Raw genomic sequence first — 15260 nt, forward strand, 5'->3', positions numbered from 1 at the left:
AAACAATGGGGTGCCGGGCCGTCAATGCCCTGGACGCAAGGAACTTGATTTATTTGAACCGAGTAACAGAGAATTAACCCATGGGGAACAAGCCTGGGAGACCGAAGAACCAGACGGCGCGCCGCGAGGCCCTCGTCGACGCGGCGGGGCGCGCCATCGCCGAGCGGGGCCTGGAAGGGCTGCGCATCAAGGACATCGCCGCCGAGGCGGGCATGTCGGCGGGGTCGGTTCTCTACTACTACCCGGAGATGGGCGAGCTGGTCCTCGAAGTGCACCGGGGCGCCGTGGAGCGCTATCTCGCCGCCCGGCAGAAGGCCGCGGACGGGGTGGACGGGGCGACTGGAGCGGCCGGGGCCGCCGCACGGCTGCGGGCTCTCGTGGGCAGCGGCCTGCCGGGCGGCTCGGGGGACGCCGTGCACGGGCTGCTCTTCGAGCTGCACCGGCGCGCCGACCGCAGCTCCGGGCACGCGACGCTGATGGCGTCGCTCTTCGCACGCGAGGTCGCCCTGTACGCGACCGTGCTCGAAGTCGGCGCGGCTGTCGGGGAGTTCACGCTGACCGAACCCGTCACCGACCTCGCGCGCAACCTCGTCGCGCTGGAGGACGGCTACGGACTGCACATCGTCAGCCGAAACGCCGAGCTGACGCCGGACGTCGCCCGGCGCCTGCTCCTCGGCTACGCGCGGACGGTCACCGGCTGCCCCGAGCTGTGAGCCGGGCCCTCTCGCCGTCGTCGCCCGCGAGGGCCACCGCGGTGAGCGCCATGGCGAGCGCGCCGTCGAGGACCGCCCGGTCGGCGTCCGGGGTGACGCACGCCTCCGCGAACTCCTTCTGGTGGTTGACCGCGGGCAGCGAGCTGATGCCCAGGTAGGGGTGGATGGCGGGCAGGACGCGGGAGACGTTGCCCATGTCCGTGGAGGCGCGGTTCATGCGGGCCGCCGGGGATCCGGAGATGTCGAACGTACGACCTAGGGACTCGGCCGCCCGGCGGTAGGCGGCCAGCATCGCGGCATCGTTGCGGAACTCCGAGTACGGGCGGGACTCCGGCTCGATCTCCAGGTCGCAGGCCGAGGCGAGCGCGCCGGCCTCGAAGCACCTCTCGACGCGCGGCTGGAGCGCTGACAGCTCCTCCAGGCTGCCCGCGCGCACGTACCAGCGGCCCTCGGTCAGCTCCGGGATCGCGTTCGGGGCCTCCCCGCCGCGCGTCACCATGCCGTGCACGCGCGTCGTGGACGGGAGCTGCTGGCGCAGGAGACCGATGGCTACCTGGGCGACCGTGAACGCGTCCGCCGCGTTGCGGCCCTGCTCCGGGTAGGCCGCCGCGTGCGCCGCCTTGCCGTGGTAGCGGACCTTGAGGTGCGCGACCGCGTACGGGTCGGCCTCGGCGACGTCCGCCGGCCCGGGGTGCACCATCATCGCGGCGTGCACCCCGTCGAAGGCGCCGCGCTCCAGCATGAGGATCTTGCCGCCGCCGCCCTCCTCGGCCGGGGTGCCGAAGACGGTGACCTTGAGGCCCAACTCGTCGGCCACCGGCGCCAGCCCGGCCGCCGCTCCCACCGCCGCAGCCGCGATGACGTTGTGCCCGCAGGCGTGGCCGAGGCCGGGCAGCGCGTCGTACTCGGCGCAGATCGCGAGGTGGAGCGGGCCGCTGCCGAGGGTGGCGGTGAAGGCGGTGGGCAGGCCGGCGGTGCCGGTCACGACGTCGTAGCCGAGGCCGTCGAGGGCGTGCGCGGTCCAGCGCGCCGCCTTCTCCTCCTCCCACGCCACCTCGGGGTTCGCGTGGATGCGGTGGCTCAGGGCGAGGAGTCCGGGCGCCGCCTTCGCGACCGCCTCGCGCACGGGCCTCACTCGTCCCCCGGCACGCCGTAGTTCGGCGCCTCGTCCGGGGCGAGCGCCCGCTGCACGTACGCCTCCTCCTGCGGCTCCCACCGTTTCCACAGGTCCGCGAGCTCGGCGATCGGGTCGCCCTCGGTCCAGTCCACGCGCAGGTCCGTCACCGGCCACGGCACCGTGTCGACGACCAGGAGTCCGGCCGAGTGGACCGGGCCCGCCTCGCCGCCCACCGCCGCGCCCGCGGCCAGGGCGTCGACGAGGCGGCGGGCGAGCGGAGCCTCGGGGTCCGCGCCCGTGAACGCGTCGAGCACCGCCCGGGGGACGCCGGGTCCTGACAGGAGGTTCCCCGCGGCCACGGCGTCGGGGCCGACCGCCTCCGCGTACGTGCCGAGGGTCCGCGCGCCCGAGAAGACCGCACCGGGACCGGAGGCGCCGACGGCCGTCAACTGCCGCCATTCCACCTGAGGTCGGGCCGCAAGCTCATGCACGGCCGTCTTCGCGGGCACCCCGGATTCCAGGAGGTCGAGCAGGCGGGTGCCGAGGCGCGGGTCGGTGACGTTCTGCGAGCAGACGGCACCCACTCCGGGCCGTACGTGCGCGCAGCGCGCGGCGACGGCCGGCGAGGACGAGGTGACGGCCACCCCGAACCGGCCCGTGCGCGGACAGCGCGCGGCGATCGAGAACGTCATCGGCGCTCCTTCGGGATGACGGCCGTCGCGTCGATCTCGACGAGCCACTCCGGGCGGGCGAGCGCCGACACGACCAGGCCCGTGGAGACGTAGTGGACGCCCTTCAGCCGGTGGCCCATGACGCGGTAGACGGGCTCGCGGAAGCGGATGTCCGTCAGATAGACGGTGATCTTGACGATGTCGTCGAGGCGGCTGCCTGACTCCTCCAGGAGCATCGCGATGTTCGCCATGGCCTTCTCGGCCTGGGCGGCGACGTCGCCGACGCCGACGTTCTCGCGGGTGTCGAGATCCTGGCCGATCTGGCCGCGCAGATAGACCGTGCCGTCGGCGACGACCGCCTGCGCGAGGTCGTTGGACAGGTCCTGCTCGGGGTACGTGTCGGCCGTGTTGAAGGGACGGATGCGCCGATGGGTCGTCACTTGGCCTTCCTCCCCAGCGTGCCCAGCACGTTGTCGCTGAGGCCGGCCGCGTCCTTCACCAGGTCGAGCGGCCCCTCCCAGTCGAAGTTGCGGTAGACCGCGCCGAGGTGCGCGAACGGCGGGGACTGCGCGAAGAGCTGGAACGTCAGACGGTGGCCCGCGTAGTCCGAGTTGAGCAGGTCACGGGCGTACGCGAGGAGCTTGCGGCGGTCCTCGGCGACCCAGTGCTCGTTGATCGAGTAGAACTTGTCGAGCCACGGCTTGGTGTCCGGGTGGTCGAAGGACGCCTTGTCGGGCGTGATGCAGATCTGGCCGCCGCACAGCTCGCGCGCGATGTGCATCATCTCGTGCAGCTGCGAGCAGGCCAGGACGCGGCCGGTGTACAGGAGCGACTGGTTCGGCATGAGGAGCCCGCCGGGGCTGGGCTCCGCCATCGCGATGGACGCGGTCAGGTGCGCGTTGATGCCCTCGCGGTAGCAGGCCAGCGTCGCCAGCTTCTCCTGCACGGCCTGCTGCTTCTCCAGGCCGGTCTGCTTCACGTTCCACAGCGCGGCGCCGATCATCAGGTCCGCGAGCCGCAGATTGCGCTGCGTGAACGCGAACGCGCTGTAGCGGTGGAGCGTGGCGCGGATGAAGGTGGCGGCCTTGGTGTCCCGGTAGAAGAGGACGTTCTCCCAGGGGATCTCGACGTCGTCGAAGACGACCAGGGTGTCGACCTCGTCGAAACGGCTGGAGACCGGGTAGTCGGCGGGCGCCTTCGTACCGGCGAAGCCCGTACGGCAGATGTACTTCAGGCCGGGCGAGCCCATGTCCGCGATGAACCCGAGGGCGTAGTCGGAGAGTTCGGAGTCGCCCCAGTTAGCGATGGTCGGCTTCGTGAACGCCTGGTTCGAGTAGGCGGCGGCCGTCTCGTACTTGGCGCCGCGCACGACGATGCCGCTGTCCGTCTCCCGCACGACGTGCAGGAGCATGTCCGGGTCCTGGTCCTGGGGGCGCTTGGAGCGGTCGCCCTTCGGGTCGGTGTTCGCCGAGACGTGGAAGGGGTCGGCGTACAGCGCGTGGTCGATGTGCCGCTTGACGTTCTCCGCGTACGTCGGGTTGATCTCGTTCAGGACGTCCTGGCCGTCGATGAGCGACCAGACCTCGCCGATCGTCTCGTCACCGACGCGGGTGACGACACCGCCGACGTCGCTCAGCACCGCGTCCGTCGCGGCCCGCTTCGCGTCCCAGTCCTCGCGGCTGCGCGGCGGCTTCTGCTGGATCGCGTTGACCTCACCGGTCGTCTCGTCCTTGTACGTCATGGAGTCCCGGGTCGCCGGGTCGTGGGCCATGTCGTAGATCCGGGCGCGTATGTCGACCAGCGGCTTGAACGCGGGGTGCGTGGTCACGTCGGTGACCTTCTCCCCGTTCATCCATACGTCGCGGCCGTCGCGGATCGACTCGCGGTACTGGTCTCCGGTGCGGATCATGCGCCGTGCTCCTTGGGGGAGTTGAGGGGGCTCGGGGTGGCGTACGTACGGGCGTGGTGGACGAGGGGGCGCGCGCCGGACACCGCGGAGGCGACGACCGCGCCGAACAGGACCTGGTGGGTGCCCTGCGTGACGGAGTCGGCGAGGCGGCAGTCGAAGGCGGCGGCCGCGCCGCGCAGGACGGGGGCGCCGGTGGCAAGGACGTCCCACTCGGCGCTGGCGAAGTCGTAGGGACCACTGCCGTGGGCGGGGCGGCCGGCGAACACGTCGGAGACGTGGGCCTGGCCGGCGGCGAGGACGCTCACGGCGATGACGCCGTTGCGCACGGCGGCCTCGGCGAGGGGGCTCCGCTCGTTCACACAGACCAGCAGGGACGGCGGGTCGGCGGAGACGGAGCACATGGCGGAGACGGTCTGGGCGAAGCGACCGGCCGGTCCTTCTGTGGAGACAACGGTCACGCCCGTCGCGGCGTTCCCCATCGCGGCCACGAAGTCCTGGCGGGATGTGAGGAGTTGGTCCGGAGCAATGGTCATGAGCGGCCTCCCTCGGAGCGAGTGGGCTGTGATGCGACCACTATGGGAGCCGGGACCTGCATCCGTACAACAGATCTTTTAGCGCTACTGCATTGGTTTTGGAGATGCATTGATTTGGGATGCATTGATTTGGGGATGCCCGGAGACGCCCGAGATGCTCTGAGATACCGGAGAAGCTCGGGACCGAGCTGGTCGTCAGGCGCGCAAGGCCTCCCGGCACGCCGTCGCGAACGCCTGGGCGCGGCCCGTCAGCCGCACCCCGCGCAGCTTCGCCAGGACGACGGGGAGCGCGGGCAGCGGGTCGGCGAGCGGCAGGGCGACGACGCTCGAACCGTCGTACGTGCGGTCGTGCGCGGGCCGTTGGTTGAGCAGCGACCAGCCGTATCCGGCGGCGACCAGGGCGCGCACGGTCTCGTAGCTGCGGGTGCGGTGGCTGATGCGCGGTTCGACGCCGGCCTTGGCGGCGACGGAGCGGAAGTAGTCGCGGCTGGCGGGCAGGTCGAGGAGGATCATCGGCTCGTCCGCGAGGTCGGCGAGGCGGGCCCGGCCGCCGCCCGCGAGCCGGTGCCCCTCGGGGACCAGGGCGTACGGCGGGGCCATCGCGAGGACCTCGCACTCGATGTCGGCGTCGAGATCCATGTCGTAGAGCAGCGCCAGTTCGCAGGCGCCCGTGCGCAGGCTCTCCTGCACGGCCGGGATGTCGCCCTCGACGACCTCGACGCGTACGGCGGGCTGGCGCTCGCCGAACTCCCGCAGCAGGCGCGGCAGATAGAACGGGGCGAGCGTCTGGAAGCAGCCCACGGCCAGCTCGCCGACGAGGTCGGCGCCCAGGCTCCTGGCCGACTCCGCGAGCTCGTCGGCGTGCGTGAGGAAGCCGCGCAGCTCGTGCAGGAACCGCTCCCCCGCGGCCGTCAGCTCCAGACCCTTCGCGTGCCGGCGGATCAGGAGCTGCACACCGAGCTCGCGCTCCAGGTGGTGCACGGCGGTGGAGACCGCGGACTGCGAGACGTTGATGCGGTGCGCGGCGGCGGTCATGCTGCCGAGCTCGGCGGCGGCGAGGAAGTACCGCAGCTGCACGAGGGTGAAGTTCGCGTCCTTGGCCATGGCGGGATTGTGCCCACAGCGTCCGCCGTCTGTCTGCATCGGGAAAACAGATGTAACTCCCGGGAAATCGATGTTTGACCGGGGAACGCGAGGGTGGCGAGACTCCCCAACCGACCCGCACGCCCGAACGCCCCCTCGTTTTCCGGACAGGGAGTCCGCATGCCCGCCACACCCGAGGCGGCCCCGGCCGTCGAGCAGCACACCATCGACCACGTTCCCGAGAGCGAGCGTCATGGCCGCGTCCGTGACCTGTTCACCATGTGGTTCGGCACGAACATCGCGCCGTTGCCGCTGGTCACCGGCGCCATGGGCGTCCAGGTCTTCCACCAGTCGTTCTGGTCCGGCGTCCTCGCGATCCTGGTCGGCCAGCTCGTCGGCGCCGTCTTCATGGCACTGCACTCCGCGCAGGGCCCGCAGCTCGGCGTCCCGCAGATGATCCAGAGCCGGGCGCAGTTCGGCAGCGTGGGCGCGCTGCTCATCGTGGTCGTCGCGGCGGCGATGTACATCGGGTTCTTCGCCTCGAACATCGTCCTGGCCGGCAAGTCCCTGCACGGCCTCGCGCCCGCGGTACCGGTCGACGCGGGCATCGTGCTCGGGGCGCTCGGCTCGGCCCTGATCTGCTGGGTCGGCTACCGCCTCATCCACACCCTCAACAAGATCGCGACGTGGGTGCTCGGGGCGGGCGTCCTGGTCGGCCTCGCCGTGGTGGTCGCGCGCGGCCTGCCCGACGGCTTCTTCTCGGCGGGCTCCTTCACGTTCGCGGGCTGGCTGGCGACGGTGTCCCTGAGCGCCCTGTGGCAGCTGGCCTTCGCCCCGTACGTCTCCGACTACTCGCGCTACCTGCCGCGCACGGTCCGTACGGCGTCGACCTTCTGGGCCACGTACTGGGGCTCGTGCCTCGGCTCCACGCTGTCGTTCCTCGCGGGCACGGTGATCGGCCTCGCGTCGCCCGGCACGGACGACACCGTGGCGGGCTTCGACAGCGCGGCGGGCGGTTTCGGCCCGGTCGTCCTGCTCCTGTTCCTCTTCTCGGTCATCAACCACAACGCGCTCAACCTCTACGGCGCGGTGCTGTCCCTGATCACCGTGTGCCAGACGTTCCGGCCCGCGTGGACCCCGCGCCGGCGGGCCCGCGGCGTCGTCTCCGCGGTGGTCCTCGCGGGCGCGCTGGTCATCGCGACGGCGCTGTCCAGCGACTTCGTCTCCAGCTTCGTGAACCTCGTACTCGTCCTGCTCGTCGTCCTCGTCCCCTGGACGGCGATCAATCTCATCGACTTCTACCTCGTCCACCGCGGGCGCTACGCGCTCGGCGACCTCTTCGCGCCCGACGGCGGGCGCTACGGCCGCTTCAACCCGGTGGCCCTGACGTCGTACGCGATCGGCATCGCGGTCCAACTCCCGTTCGTCGCCACGTCGCTGTACACGGGCCCACTGGTCGCTCCGCTCGGCGGCGCGGACCTGTCCTGGCTCGTGGGTCTGGTGGTGACGGCGCCGGTGTACTACGTGTGGGCGCGGCGGGTGGCGGCGCGGGACGGGAGCGATGTGACGGAGGCGGGGGCCGAGTTGGGGGCGGGCACGGATTCGGGGGTGCCGGCGGACTCGGCTTCTGCGAGCGCTTGACGGCGACCGCGTGACGGCGGTCGCCTGAGCGCACCCCACGAACTGCCTGAGCGCACGCCACGCCACGCCACGAGCTGAACGACGCACCACGGATAACCCCCTCCCCACCTGCCCCGTTCATGCCATACGCTGCGCGAAGCAGCCGCGCCCCGCACGTGCCGCGCCCTCACCGGCGCCGGCGTGCGGGTGCCGCGCGGCGGCTCACTCTCATCAACACCCGGCCATCCACCGGGTTTCTCATCGTGGGGGCACGACTCACATGCGTACGCGCAGCATCTCGACCGCGACAGCGCTCGCGGTCCTCTTCAGTTCGGCGGCGCTCAGCGTCGCCGCGGCCGGTGCCGCCTCGGCCGCGACCGCCACGGTCGCCTCGCCCGGCGGCATCGTCGCCGACGGAGCCCTGCACCGGGTGTTCGTCGGCGACCGCTCGGCCGGGAAGATCGTGGCCGCCGACTACACGGGCGCGGTCGTCGACTCGGTGAGCGGCATCTCGGGGGTCGCCGGCCTGGCGGTGTCCGACGACGGCGCCACCCTCTACGCGGCGGCCGAAGGCAGCCACGAGGTCGTCGCGCTCGACGCGGCCACCCTCGACATCAAGTCCCGCTACGCCGTCGCCACCGACAAGGGCCCGCGCCACCTTGCCTTCGCGGGCGGCAAGGCCTGGTTCTCGTACGGCGACCAGTGGGACGGCAACCTGGGGTCGGTGGACCCGACCGCGGACCCCGCCGCGGACCCGGCGGGCGGGAACGGCGCCGTGGCGATGGGGCAGCTGCCCGCCGGCGCCATGATCCACGACCCGGCGCTCCTCGACACCGACCCGGCCTCGCCCGGCCTCCTCGCGGTCGGCCAGACCGGCATCTCGTCGGACTCGATGGCCGTCGTCGACGTCTCGGGCACCACGCCGCAGCTGCGCGCCTTCTACCAGGGCGACTACACGCTCAACAGCGGCATCGGGGACATCGACCTCGTGCCCGGCGCCCCGGAGGTCCTGGTCAACGGCTTCCAGCGGGACGCCTACGCCGACGGGAAGTTCACCGCCTCCGGCGCGTACCCCTCCGGGCAGCGGGCGGACGTCGCCGCGAACGGACTGGTCGCCCAGACCAACGGCGACAAGCTGGCCGTCTACCGGCCCGGCGCGGCCAAGCCGCTGCGCACGTACACCACGAGCACGACCGGCACGGCCGACCTGACCTGGGCCCCGGACGCCTCCCGGATCTTCGCGCTCGTCGGGACGAGCGGCGGCTACACGCTGAAGGCGCTCACCGACCCGACGCTCAACGTGCCGACCCTCACGGCGAGCGCCCCCTCCACCGCCACGCGCGGCAAGAAGCTCACCGTGTCCGGCAAGCTCTCGGCAACCGTGCCGCTGCCGGGCGGCGTCGCGCTCAAGGTCACGCGCACCGACCTGGACAGCCCGAACGGCAAGGCGCTGGCCCCGGTGACGGTGAAGGCGGACGGCTCGTACTCCTTCAGCGACACCCCGCCGGCCGGCGGCACGGTCACGTACCAGGTCGCCTACGCGGGCGACGCCGAGCACGCGGCGGTCACCGCGTCCGACAAGGTCTCGGTCTCCCGCACCGCCGCGTCGCTGACCCTGAACAAGAACGGCAACGTCTACGGCTACGGTGCCGACGTCTCGTTCACCGCGCACCTCGGCTCGACGTACAAGAACCGCACGGTGGAGATCTGGGCGAACCCGTACGGCTCCGACAAGCCGAACACCCTGATCAAGAAGGGCACGGTCAACTCCTCCGGGAACCTGTCCGCGACCGTCGACATGAAGCGCGACACCGACGTGACCGCGGTCTTCGCGGGCGACTCCCGTACGGGTTCCAAGACGGCGAAGTCGACCGCGTACGCCAAGGTGAAGATCTCCACGTCGGTGGCCAAGCACTACAAGACGGGCAAGATCGGCTCGACGACGTACTACTACTTCCACAAGTCCACGGACCCGGTCTTCACGACGACGATGACCTACTACAAGGGCCGCAAGCAGCGCTTCGAGCTCGAGGTCTACTCGAACGGCAAGTGGTACTCGTCCGGCTCGGAGTATTTCGCCCTCGCCACGGACGGCAGGTCGGCGGTCCGCCTCCCGGCCCCCGACCAGTCCGGAGTCCGCGCCCGCATGCGCTCCTCGTACATCAACGCCTCGTCGGGCGACAACGTCAACTCGACGACGCACGGCTCCTGGAAGTACCTCAACTTCACGAAGTGATGCGCTGGTTGGGGTAAACGTCACGATCGGGGGAGGCGCGATGAAGGTACGGCCCTTCTCGGCGCTTCCCCTGCGACGTGTGACCGGCGGTGCGCTGCGTGCTCTGTGCCTGTCGGCACGCTCGGCATGCGTCGTGCTCACCCCCTCGGGCGGCAGCGTGGAGTCGACTGAAGGGTCTTGTTGCGTCACTGGACAGGCGGCGAGTGGGGACCCGCCCTACGATGGTTCCGAGTTCTTCCTGTGGGTTCGTCTCATACGGTTGGAGTCAGCTCATGACGCACTCGAACCGAGGATTGCGCAGGGGGGCTGTGACCGCCGTAGCCGTGGGAACGCTCGCGGTGCCGATAGCGGGTGGATCCGCGTTCGCCACACCGGCCGCCGTATCCTCCAGCTCCGCCTCCGTACTCCGCGCCACCGACCCGCCCTCACCGTCCGATTCCGGGTCGGCAGCTGCGGGCCAGGTCCAGAAGCTCACTCCCGCCGTGGAGAAGGAACTCGACGCGGCCGTGCAGAAAGTCATGCGTGAGGCCGATGTGCCGGGCGTGACGTTCGGAGTGTGGACGCCGGACAAGGGCGAGTACGTGAAGTCCTTCGGCACCGCCGACAAGAGCACGGGCCAGAAGATGTCGCCCGACCTGTACACGCGTATCGGCAGCGAGACCAAGACGTTCACCGTCACGTCGATCCTGCAGCTGGTCGACGAGAACAAGGTCGGCCTCGACGACCCGATCGGCAAGTACATCGACGGCGTCCCCAACGGGGACAAGATCACCATCCGGCAGCTCGCCGAGATGCGCAGCGGACTCTTCAACTACTCGGAGGAAGAGGACTTCTACAAGGCACTGACGTCGAATCCGGAGCGGCCGTTCACTCCGCAGCAGCTCCTCGACTACTCGTTCAAGCACCCCGTGCTGTTCGCGCCGGGCGAGAAGTTCTACTACTGCAACACCAACCTCATCCTGCTCGGCCTCGTCGTCGAGAAGGAGAGCGGCCGGCCGCTCAACGAGTACATCAAGGACAACATCCTCACCCCGGCCGGCATGAACCACACGCTGTTCCCGACCGGCAGCGAGTTCCCGAAGCCGCACGCGCAGGGCTACACGGACCAGACCGCGAGCGGGAAGACCGAGGACTCGGCCGACTGGAACCCGTCCTGGGGCTGGGCGGCCGGCGCGATGATCTCCACGCTGGACGACCTGCGCACCTGGGCACCCACGGTCGCCACGGGCAAGTTCCCCAGCGGCGACGCGATGATCAGCCCCGCCACGCAGAAGCAGCGCCTCATCACACCGAAGACCACGATCCCGGGCGCGGGTTACGGCCTCGGCATCTTCAACGTCCAGGGCTGGATCGGCCACAACGGCTCCCTGCCGGGCTACGAGACCCTGACGATCTACCTGCCGTCGGCCAAGGCGACCCTCGTGGTGGTCCTGAACACCGACACCAACCACGACAACTCGGAGCCGAGCACCCTCGTCGGCCAGGCGATCACCAAGATCGTCTCCCCGGCCAACGTCTTCAACCTCCCGGCCCAGCCCGCGGCCAAGTGACGAACCCTTCTTCTTCACTTCCACGGCACCGTCACCGCCGCCTCGATCCGGCTCCGGCTCCGGCTCCGGCTCCGCCCATGCTCTCCGCCGGATCTAGTAGCCGGTTGTGCCGTCGAGAATCTCGCGCAGGATGTCCAGGTGGCCGTTGTGGCGGGCTGTCTCCTCTGTGAGGTGGAGGAGGATCCAGCGCAGGTCGACGTGGAGGCCGTTGCGGATGGTTCGCTGGGCCTGCTTGTCCAGGCCGTTCCCGGCGACCAGTTCGCGGTAGTGGGCGCTCTGTTCCGCGTATTCGTCGAGCAGCTGCGTGAGCGGGAAGTCGACGGCGATACGCATCTCGCGGTCGGGGTCCTCCTCGGTCCAGGGGCCCCGGTCCTCCTCACCGAGGAAGACCACCTGGAACCAGTAGTACTCGACCCAGCGGAGGTGGTTGATCACTCCGCTCATGGTCATCAGCGGTGAGCCCGGCAGGAGCGCCTTGCGGGCGTTCTCCGCGGAGACGCCCTCGCACTTGGCGCGGGCGGTGTCCCGTGTGTAGTCGAGAAACGTGGTCAGCTGAGTACGCTCGTCCCACGCGGGCGGCGTGTCGTCGATTCTGGTCATCGCGGGAAGCGTCCCCGATCACCCCGACCGATGTCGAGGCATTTCGCGGAGGGCCCAACCTGCTCCACCCACCGCCGGCCGCCCGACATGATCCGCCGGACAGGCCCTAGCCCTGGTCCTCGTCCCGCACCTGGTCCTCGTCCCGCAGCCGCCGCCAGATGCGGGTGCGGTGCAGTACGTAGAAGGCCACGCACAGGACAGCCACCTGAAGCCCCACGGCGAGCAGCCAGAAGACGACCCTGCTCTCCAGTTCGTCGGTCAGGTAGGTGAAGTTCATCCCGAAGAATCCGCTCAGGAACGTCAGCGGCAGGAAGATCGTCGACACGATGGCCAGCCGGTTGATCACGCCGTTCTGCTCGCCCGCGGCGAGGGAGGCGTAGCTGGCGTAAGCACGACGGGAGGCATCCTGGAGGGACTCGATGTCCGTAAGGACCAGCCTCGCCGCGTTCTGGAACTCCTGGGCGAGCCTTTGCCGCTCCTCCGGGAACTTGGGGTTCAGCATCCGGCGGGTGAAGACCTCGTCCACCGCCTGAAGGTAGGGAAGCAGCGAGTGGTGCAGGAGGGCGGAGCGCCGTCGCAGCTTCGACAGGTTGTAGACCTGCTCGGGGCGCCGTTCCTGGAACATGTCGTCCTCGAGTTCCTCCGCCAGCAGCAGGTCCCGCACGGCGGCCCGGCGGAAGGTAGCCAGCGCCTCCTGGAGCAGCAGGAAGAGCACGGCCACGACGTCGGGGGGACTCTCGTGCCGGAGCTGCGCGGTGATGTTCGACGCCAGGCCCGCCTGGCCACGGTGAACAGTGACCAGGAACCGCTCGGTCACCAGCGCGTGGATGTAGGCGACCTGGTCGCCGTGGACCACGGGTATGACGAAGCCGGCCTTCTTCCCCAGGAAATCGGCCCGCGCGGGCTCGCCCTTCCTGCCGAACCAGGCCAAGTCGTCAGCCTCCAGACCGAGCTGACGCGCCAGAGCCTCGCCATCCGAATCCGCAGTGCCCCCCGCATCCGCAGCGCCATCCGCATCCGCATCCGCATCCGCATCCGCCGGCGCCTCTTCCGGCAGCTCGATGTCGACGATCAGAAAGCGGGCCGCGGCGAGCCGCTCACGTGCCTCGGACACGTCGGTACGCGTGACGGTCACCTCTGGCATCGACACCATCGTTACGATCATGGCCCTCACCGTTGGTCACGACTCCGACGGTCCCAGCGTGAGTGCGATCCGGTATCTCCGCACTCGGACACAGTCATCTGCTGCACGGTGCGGACCGGACGGGTGACGAGTGGATCAGCGGGGTGCGACAAGCCGGGCGACAAGGCAGGCGACAAGCGGTCCGACGACTGAGGGTTGGTACCCGATGCACCACGTCACGTGCCGCCACCGAACTGCCATCGCCGTGGACGACCTCCCCATGGCAGACCTACGACACCACGGGACATCCCTGAGGCGTCAGACGGTCCGTCGCCGTCCTGAGACATGTGGTCGTCGACACCGTGGCGCGGAGCCCGTTCGAAGTCCTCCTCGGCCTGGCGCTGGATCTCGTCGCTGTTCGCCAGGAGCCGGTCGACCCGCTCCGCGCCGCCGGGCACGGGCGGCGGAAGCTTAGTGATCGTGTCGTACAGGAAGCGGCACGCCTCCGCCTCGGTCCCGAGACGCGCGATGACGCTGTCCTGACCCCGTTGGCGCAGAAGGACCAGCCACGCGTCCGCCTCCGGGCGCAGGACGTAGTAGGCGTCCAGTTGGATGGGGACGCTGTGGACACCCCGGATCTCGTACAGGGCGTCCGGGACTCCTTCGTGGCGGAGCCGCTCGGCAAGTTCTGTCCTGTTCATTACGTCGGCTCTACTCCATCGACCCGCTTCTGGGCGGGACCCGGCCACGCCGGGTCCCGCCCAGAAGCGTGCGGCCACGATCAGTTCAGCGCTTCGAGCTTTTGGGCGGCGACCAGGTCCGGGATCCTCTTGTCCGTCATGTACTGGATCCCCAGCCCGGGCTGACCGAACCACGGCCGGATGCGCCCGGCCTGCACGGTGAACGCTTCGGTGACCCGGTACAGGTGGTAGCTGGACGGATAGGCATTGGTGTACTCGTCGAGGTTGCTGGGCGGGATGGCGCGCTTGCTGTACGGCGTTCCGGCGGGGGCGAGGAAGTTGCCACGCCCGCTGCCGAAGAGATCGACCAGCTGTCCCACGCGGAGGGTCAGCGCCTTCTGCACCGGCTTGCCCTGGCGGTCGAGGACGAAGCCGTTGGCGTCCGGGTACCACCAACCGGATTCCCCCGTCTGCGGGTTGGTCTGCCAGTAGCACCCGAGGAACCAGTACGCCGAGGTCGGGCCCGTGCGGTGGTACCCCCGCAGCATCTCACCGATGGCGCCGGTCTTCGGAAGGTTCCGGGGGCCGAGCCGCCAGTCGTCGAGGTAGTACGGTTCCAGCGCCGGGTTGGGCGCGCCGTTCATACCGCGCGTTCGGATATCGGTCGGGCAGTGGATGCCGGGGCGGGCGTGGCCGCCGTTGGCGGCGTGGGCGGCCGTCGGTGACAACCCAACCAGGAGGAGCAGCGAGGCGATCGCACTCCAGACGAAATTCCGCAGCACCCGCATACAGTTGGTCCCTTCTTGATGCCCGGGCGCAGTCCATGGGTGGCGCACACGGGCATCGCGGTCGTGCGAGGGCGCCCCGTGACGCGGGCACCGTGGCTTGGTAACCCTCAGTCAATTGCCCCCTCGGTGGCGCGTGAGGAAGCGGATACGCGCCACCACTCGATCGGAGCCGCGTTTTCTCCTGATCGGCCTAGTTAGTGCCTACTGGCCAGTGCCTACTGGTAGTGCCTACTGGCCAGTGGCAGGCCGAGCGCCCAAGGGTGGGCACGTCTGGCGTACGTCGCTGAACGAAGACCACTGGGAAGCCCGGGCTCGCCAAGGCGGGCATCATCCCCAAGGCCAAGAGCCGCGAGCACGCCGCCGCCCCGAGCACGGCATACACGCCATGCACGCCATCCGGCACGTCTACGCGTCCGTACTCCTGGATGCCGGGGAGAGCATCAAGGCCCTCGCGGAGTACCTCGGGCACTCTGACCCCGGCCTGACGCTGAAGGTGTACGCACACCTCATGCCAAGCAGCCGGGACCGGGCCCGGAAGGCTCTGGGGCGAGTTCTCCGGCCTCAGGACCCGGAGAGCTGAGGGCCCAGAGAGGGCCCAGGCCATGAAAATGCCCCTGAGCCGCGCCGTGTGCGCAGC

14 protein-coding genes and 1 pseudogene are annotated in these 15260 nt (G+C 70.0%); 5 read left to right on the plus strand and 10 right to left on the minus strand.

The window, feature by feature from the left end:
- Positions 1 to 80: 80 nt before the first annotated feature.
- Positions 81 to 713, plus strand: coding sequence for a TetR/AcrR family transcriptional regulator (locus ACIPWY_RS17610; protein ID WP_393701308.1), 633 nt, complete (start codon positions 81 to 83; stop codon positions 711 to 713).
- Here ACIPWY_RS17610 and ACIPWY_RS17615 read toward each other — a convergent pair.
- The 6 genes from ACIPWY_RS17615 to ACIPWY_RS17640 form a co-directional block, all read right to left on the minus strand.
- Positions 691 to 1848 carry a M20 family metallopeptidase gene (locus tag ACIPWY_RS17615; RefSeq protein WP_393701306.1) on the minus strand — a complete coding sequence of 386 codons (1158 nt, stop codon included), beginning with the start codon at positions 1846 to 1848 and terminating at the stop codon, positions 691 to 693. The two genes, ACIPWY_RS17610 and ACIPWY_RS17615, sit on opposite strands and share 23 nt — an antisense overlap.
- A complete protein-coding gene (locus tag ACIPWY_RS17620; protein ID WP_393701304.1) occupies positions 1845 to 2522 on the minus strand; it encodes a DUF1028 domain-containing protein in 678 nt (225 codons plus the stop codon). The genes ACIPWY_RS17615 and ACIPWY_RS17620 overlap by 4 nt, the downstream gene beginning before the upstream one ends.
- The gene (locus tag ACIPWY_RS17625) at positions 2519 to 2941 is read right to left on the minus strand and encodes a RidA family protein (RefSeq protein WP_362898215.1); all 423 of its coding nucleotides are present in this window, start codon (positions 2939 to 2941) and stop codon (positions 2519 to 2521) included. The genes ACIPWY_RS17620 and ACIPWY_RS17625 overlap by 4 nt, the downstream gene beginning before the upstream one ends.
- Positions 2938 to 4410, minus strand: a complete 1473-nt coding sequence (locus tag ACIPWY_RS17630) for a 4-hydroxyphenylacetate 3-hydroxylase family protein (protein WP_393701301.1) — start codon at positions 4408 to 4410, stop codon at positions 2938 to 2940. The genes ACIPWY_RS17625 and ACIPWY_RS17630 overlap by 4 nt, the downstream gene beginning before the upstream one ends.
- On the minus strand, positions 4407 to 4943 hold the full coding sequence (locus ACIPWY_RS17635; RefSeq protein WP_362898219.1) for a flavin reductase family protein: 537 nt from the start codon (positions 4941 to 4943) through the stop codon (positions 4407 to 4409). The genes ACIPWY_RS17630 and ACIPWY_RS17635 overlap by 4 nt, the downstream gene beginning before the upstream one ends.
- Positions 4944 to 5138: 195 nt before the next feature.
- Positions 5139 to 6047, minus strand: a complete 909-nt coding sequence (locus ACIPWY_RS17640) for a LysR family transcriptional regulator (protein ID WP_326775143.1) — start codon at positions 6045 to 6047, stop codon at positions 5139 to 5141.
- A 159-nt stretch (positions 6048 to 6206) separates the two neighbouring features.
- On the opposite strand from ACIPWY_RS17640, the gene ACIPWY_RS17645 reads away from it, so the two are divergent.
- From ACIPWY_RS17645 to ACIPWY_RS17655, 3 genes are all read left to right on the plus strand, one after another.
- Positions 6207 to 7667, plus strand: a complete 1461-nt coding sequence (locus tag ACIPWY_RS17645; RefSeq protein ID WP_401533760.1) for a purine-cytosine permease family protein — start codon at positions 6207 to 6209, stop codon at positions 7665 to 7667.
- A gap of 259 nt (positions 7668 to 7926) precedes the next feature.
- Entirely contained in the window at positions 7927 to 9882 is a 1956-nt protein-coding gene (locus ACIPWY_RS17650) for a YncE family protein (RefSeq protein ID WP_401533763.1), read from the plus strand.
- Positions 9883 to 10154: 272 nt separating this feature from the next.
- On the plus strand, positions 10155 to 11432 hold the full coding sequence (locus tag ACIPWY_RS17655; protein ID WP_401533765.1) for a serine hydrolase domain-containing protein: 1278 nt from the start codon (positions 10155 to 10157) through the stop codon (positions 11430 to 11432).
- Positions 11433 to 11525: 93 nt separating this feature from the next.
- Here the strand turns inward: ACIPWY_RS17655 and ACIPWY_RS17660 are convergent, their stop codons facing one another.
- The 4 genes from ACIPWY_RS17660 to ACIPWY_RS17675 all read right to left on the minus strand — a co-directional run bounded on the left by ACIPWY_RS17660 (position 11526) and on the right by ACIPWY_RS17675 (position 14623).
- Positions 11526 to 12032, minus strand: a complete 507-nt coding sequence (locus ACIPWY_RS17660) for a DinB family protein (protein ID WP_362898227.1) — start codon at positions 12030 to 12032, stop codon at positions 11526 to 11528.
- Positions 12033 to 12138: 106 nt separating this feature from the next.
- Positions 12139 to 13185, minus strand: coding sequence for a CorA family divalent cation transporter (locus ACIPWY_RS17665; RefSeq protein WP_401533767.1), 1047 nt, complete (start codon positions 13183 to 13185; stop codon positions 12139 to 12141).
- 206 nt (positions 13186 to 13391) lie between these two features.
- Entirely contained in the window at positions 13392 to 13856 is a 465-nt protein-coding gene (locus ACIPWY_RS17670) for a hypothetical protein (protein ID WP_401533769.1), read from the minus strand.
- An 80-nt stretch (positions 13857 to 13936) separates the two neighbouring features.
- Positions 13937 to 14623 carry a TNT domain-containing protein gene (locus tag ACIPWY_RS17675; RefSeq protein WP_393701285.1) on the minus strand — a complete coding sequence of 229 codons (687 nt, stop codon included), beginning with the start codon at positions 14621 to 14623 and terminating at the stop codon, positions 13937 to 13939.
- Positions 14624 to 14876: 253 nt separating this feature from the next.
- Here ACIPWY_RS17675 and ACIPWY_RS17680 point away from each other — a divergent pair.
- A pseudogene (locus tag ACIPWY_RS17680) lies at positions 14877 to 15203 on the plus strand (tyrosine-type recombinase/integrase); the annotation flags it as partial.
- Positions 15204 to 15260: the final 57 nt, after the last annotated feature.

The sequence above is a fragment of the Streptomyces sp. NPDC090032 genome (assembly GCF_044748025.1).
In the GTDB taxonomy this organism is placed as follows: Bacteria; Actinomycetota; Actinomycetes; order Streptomycetales; family Streptomycetaceae; genus Streptomyces.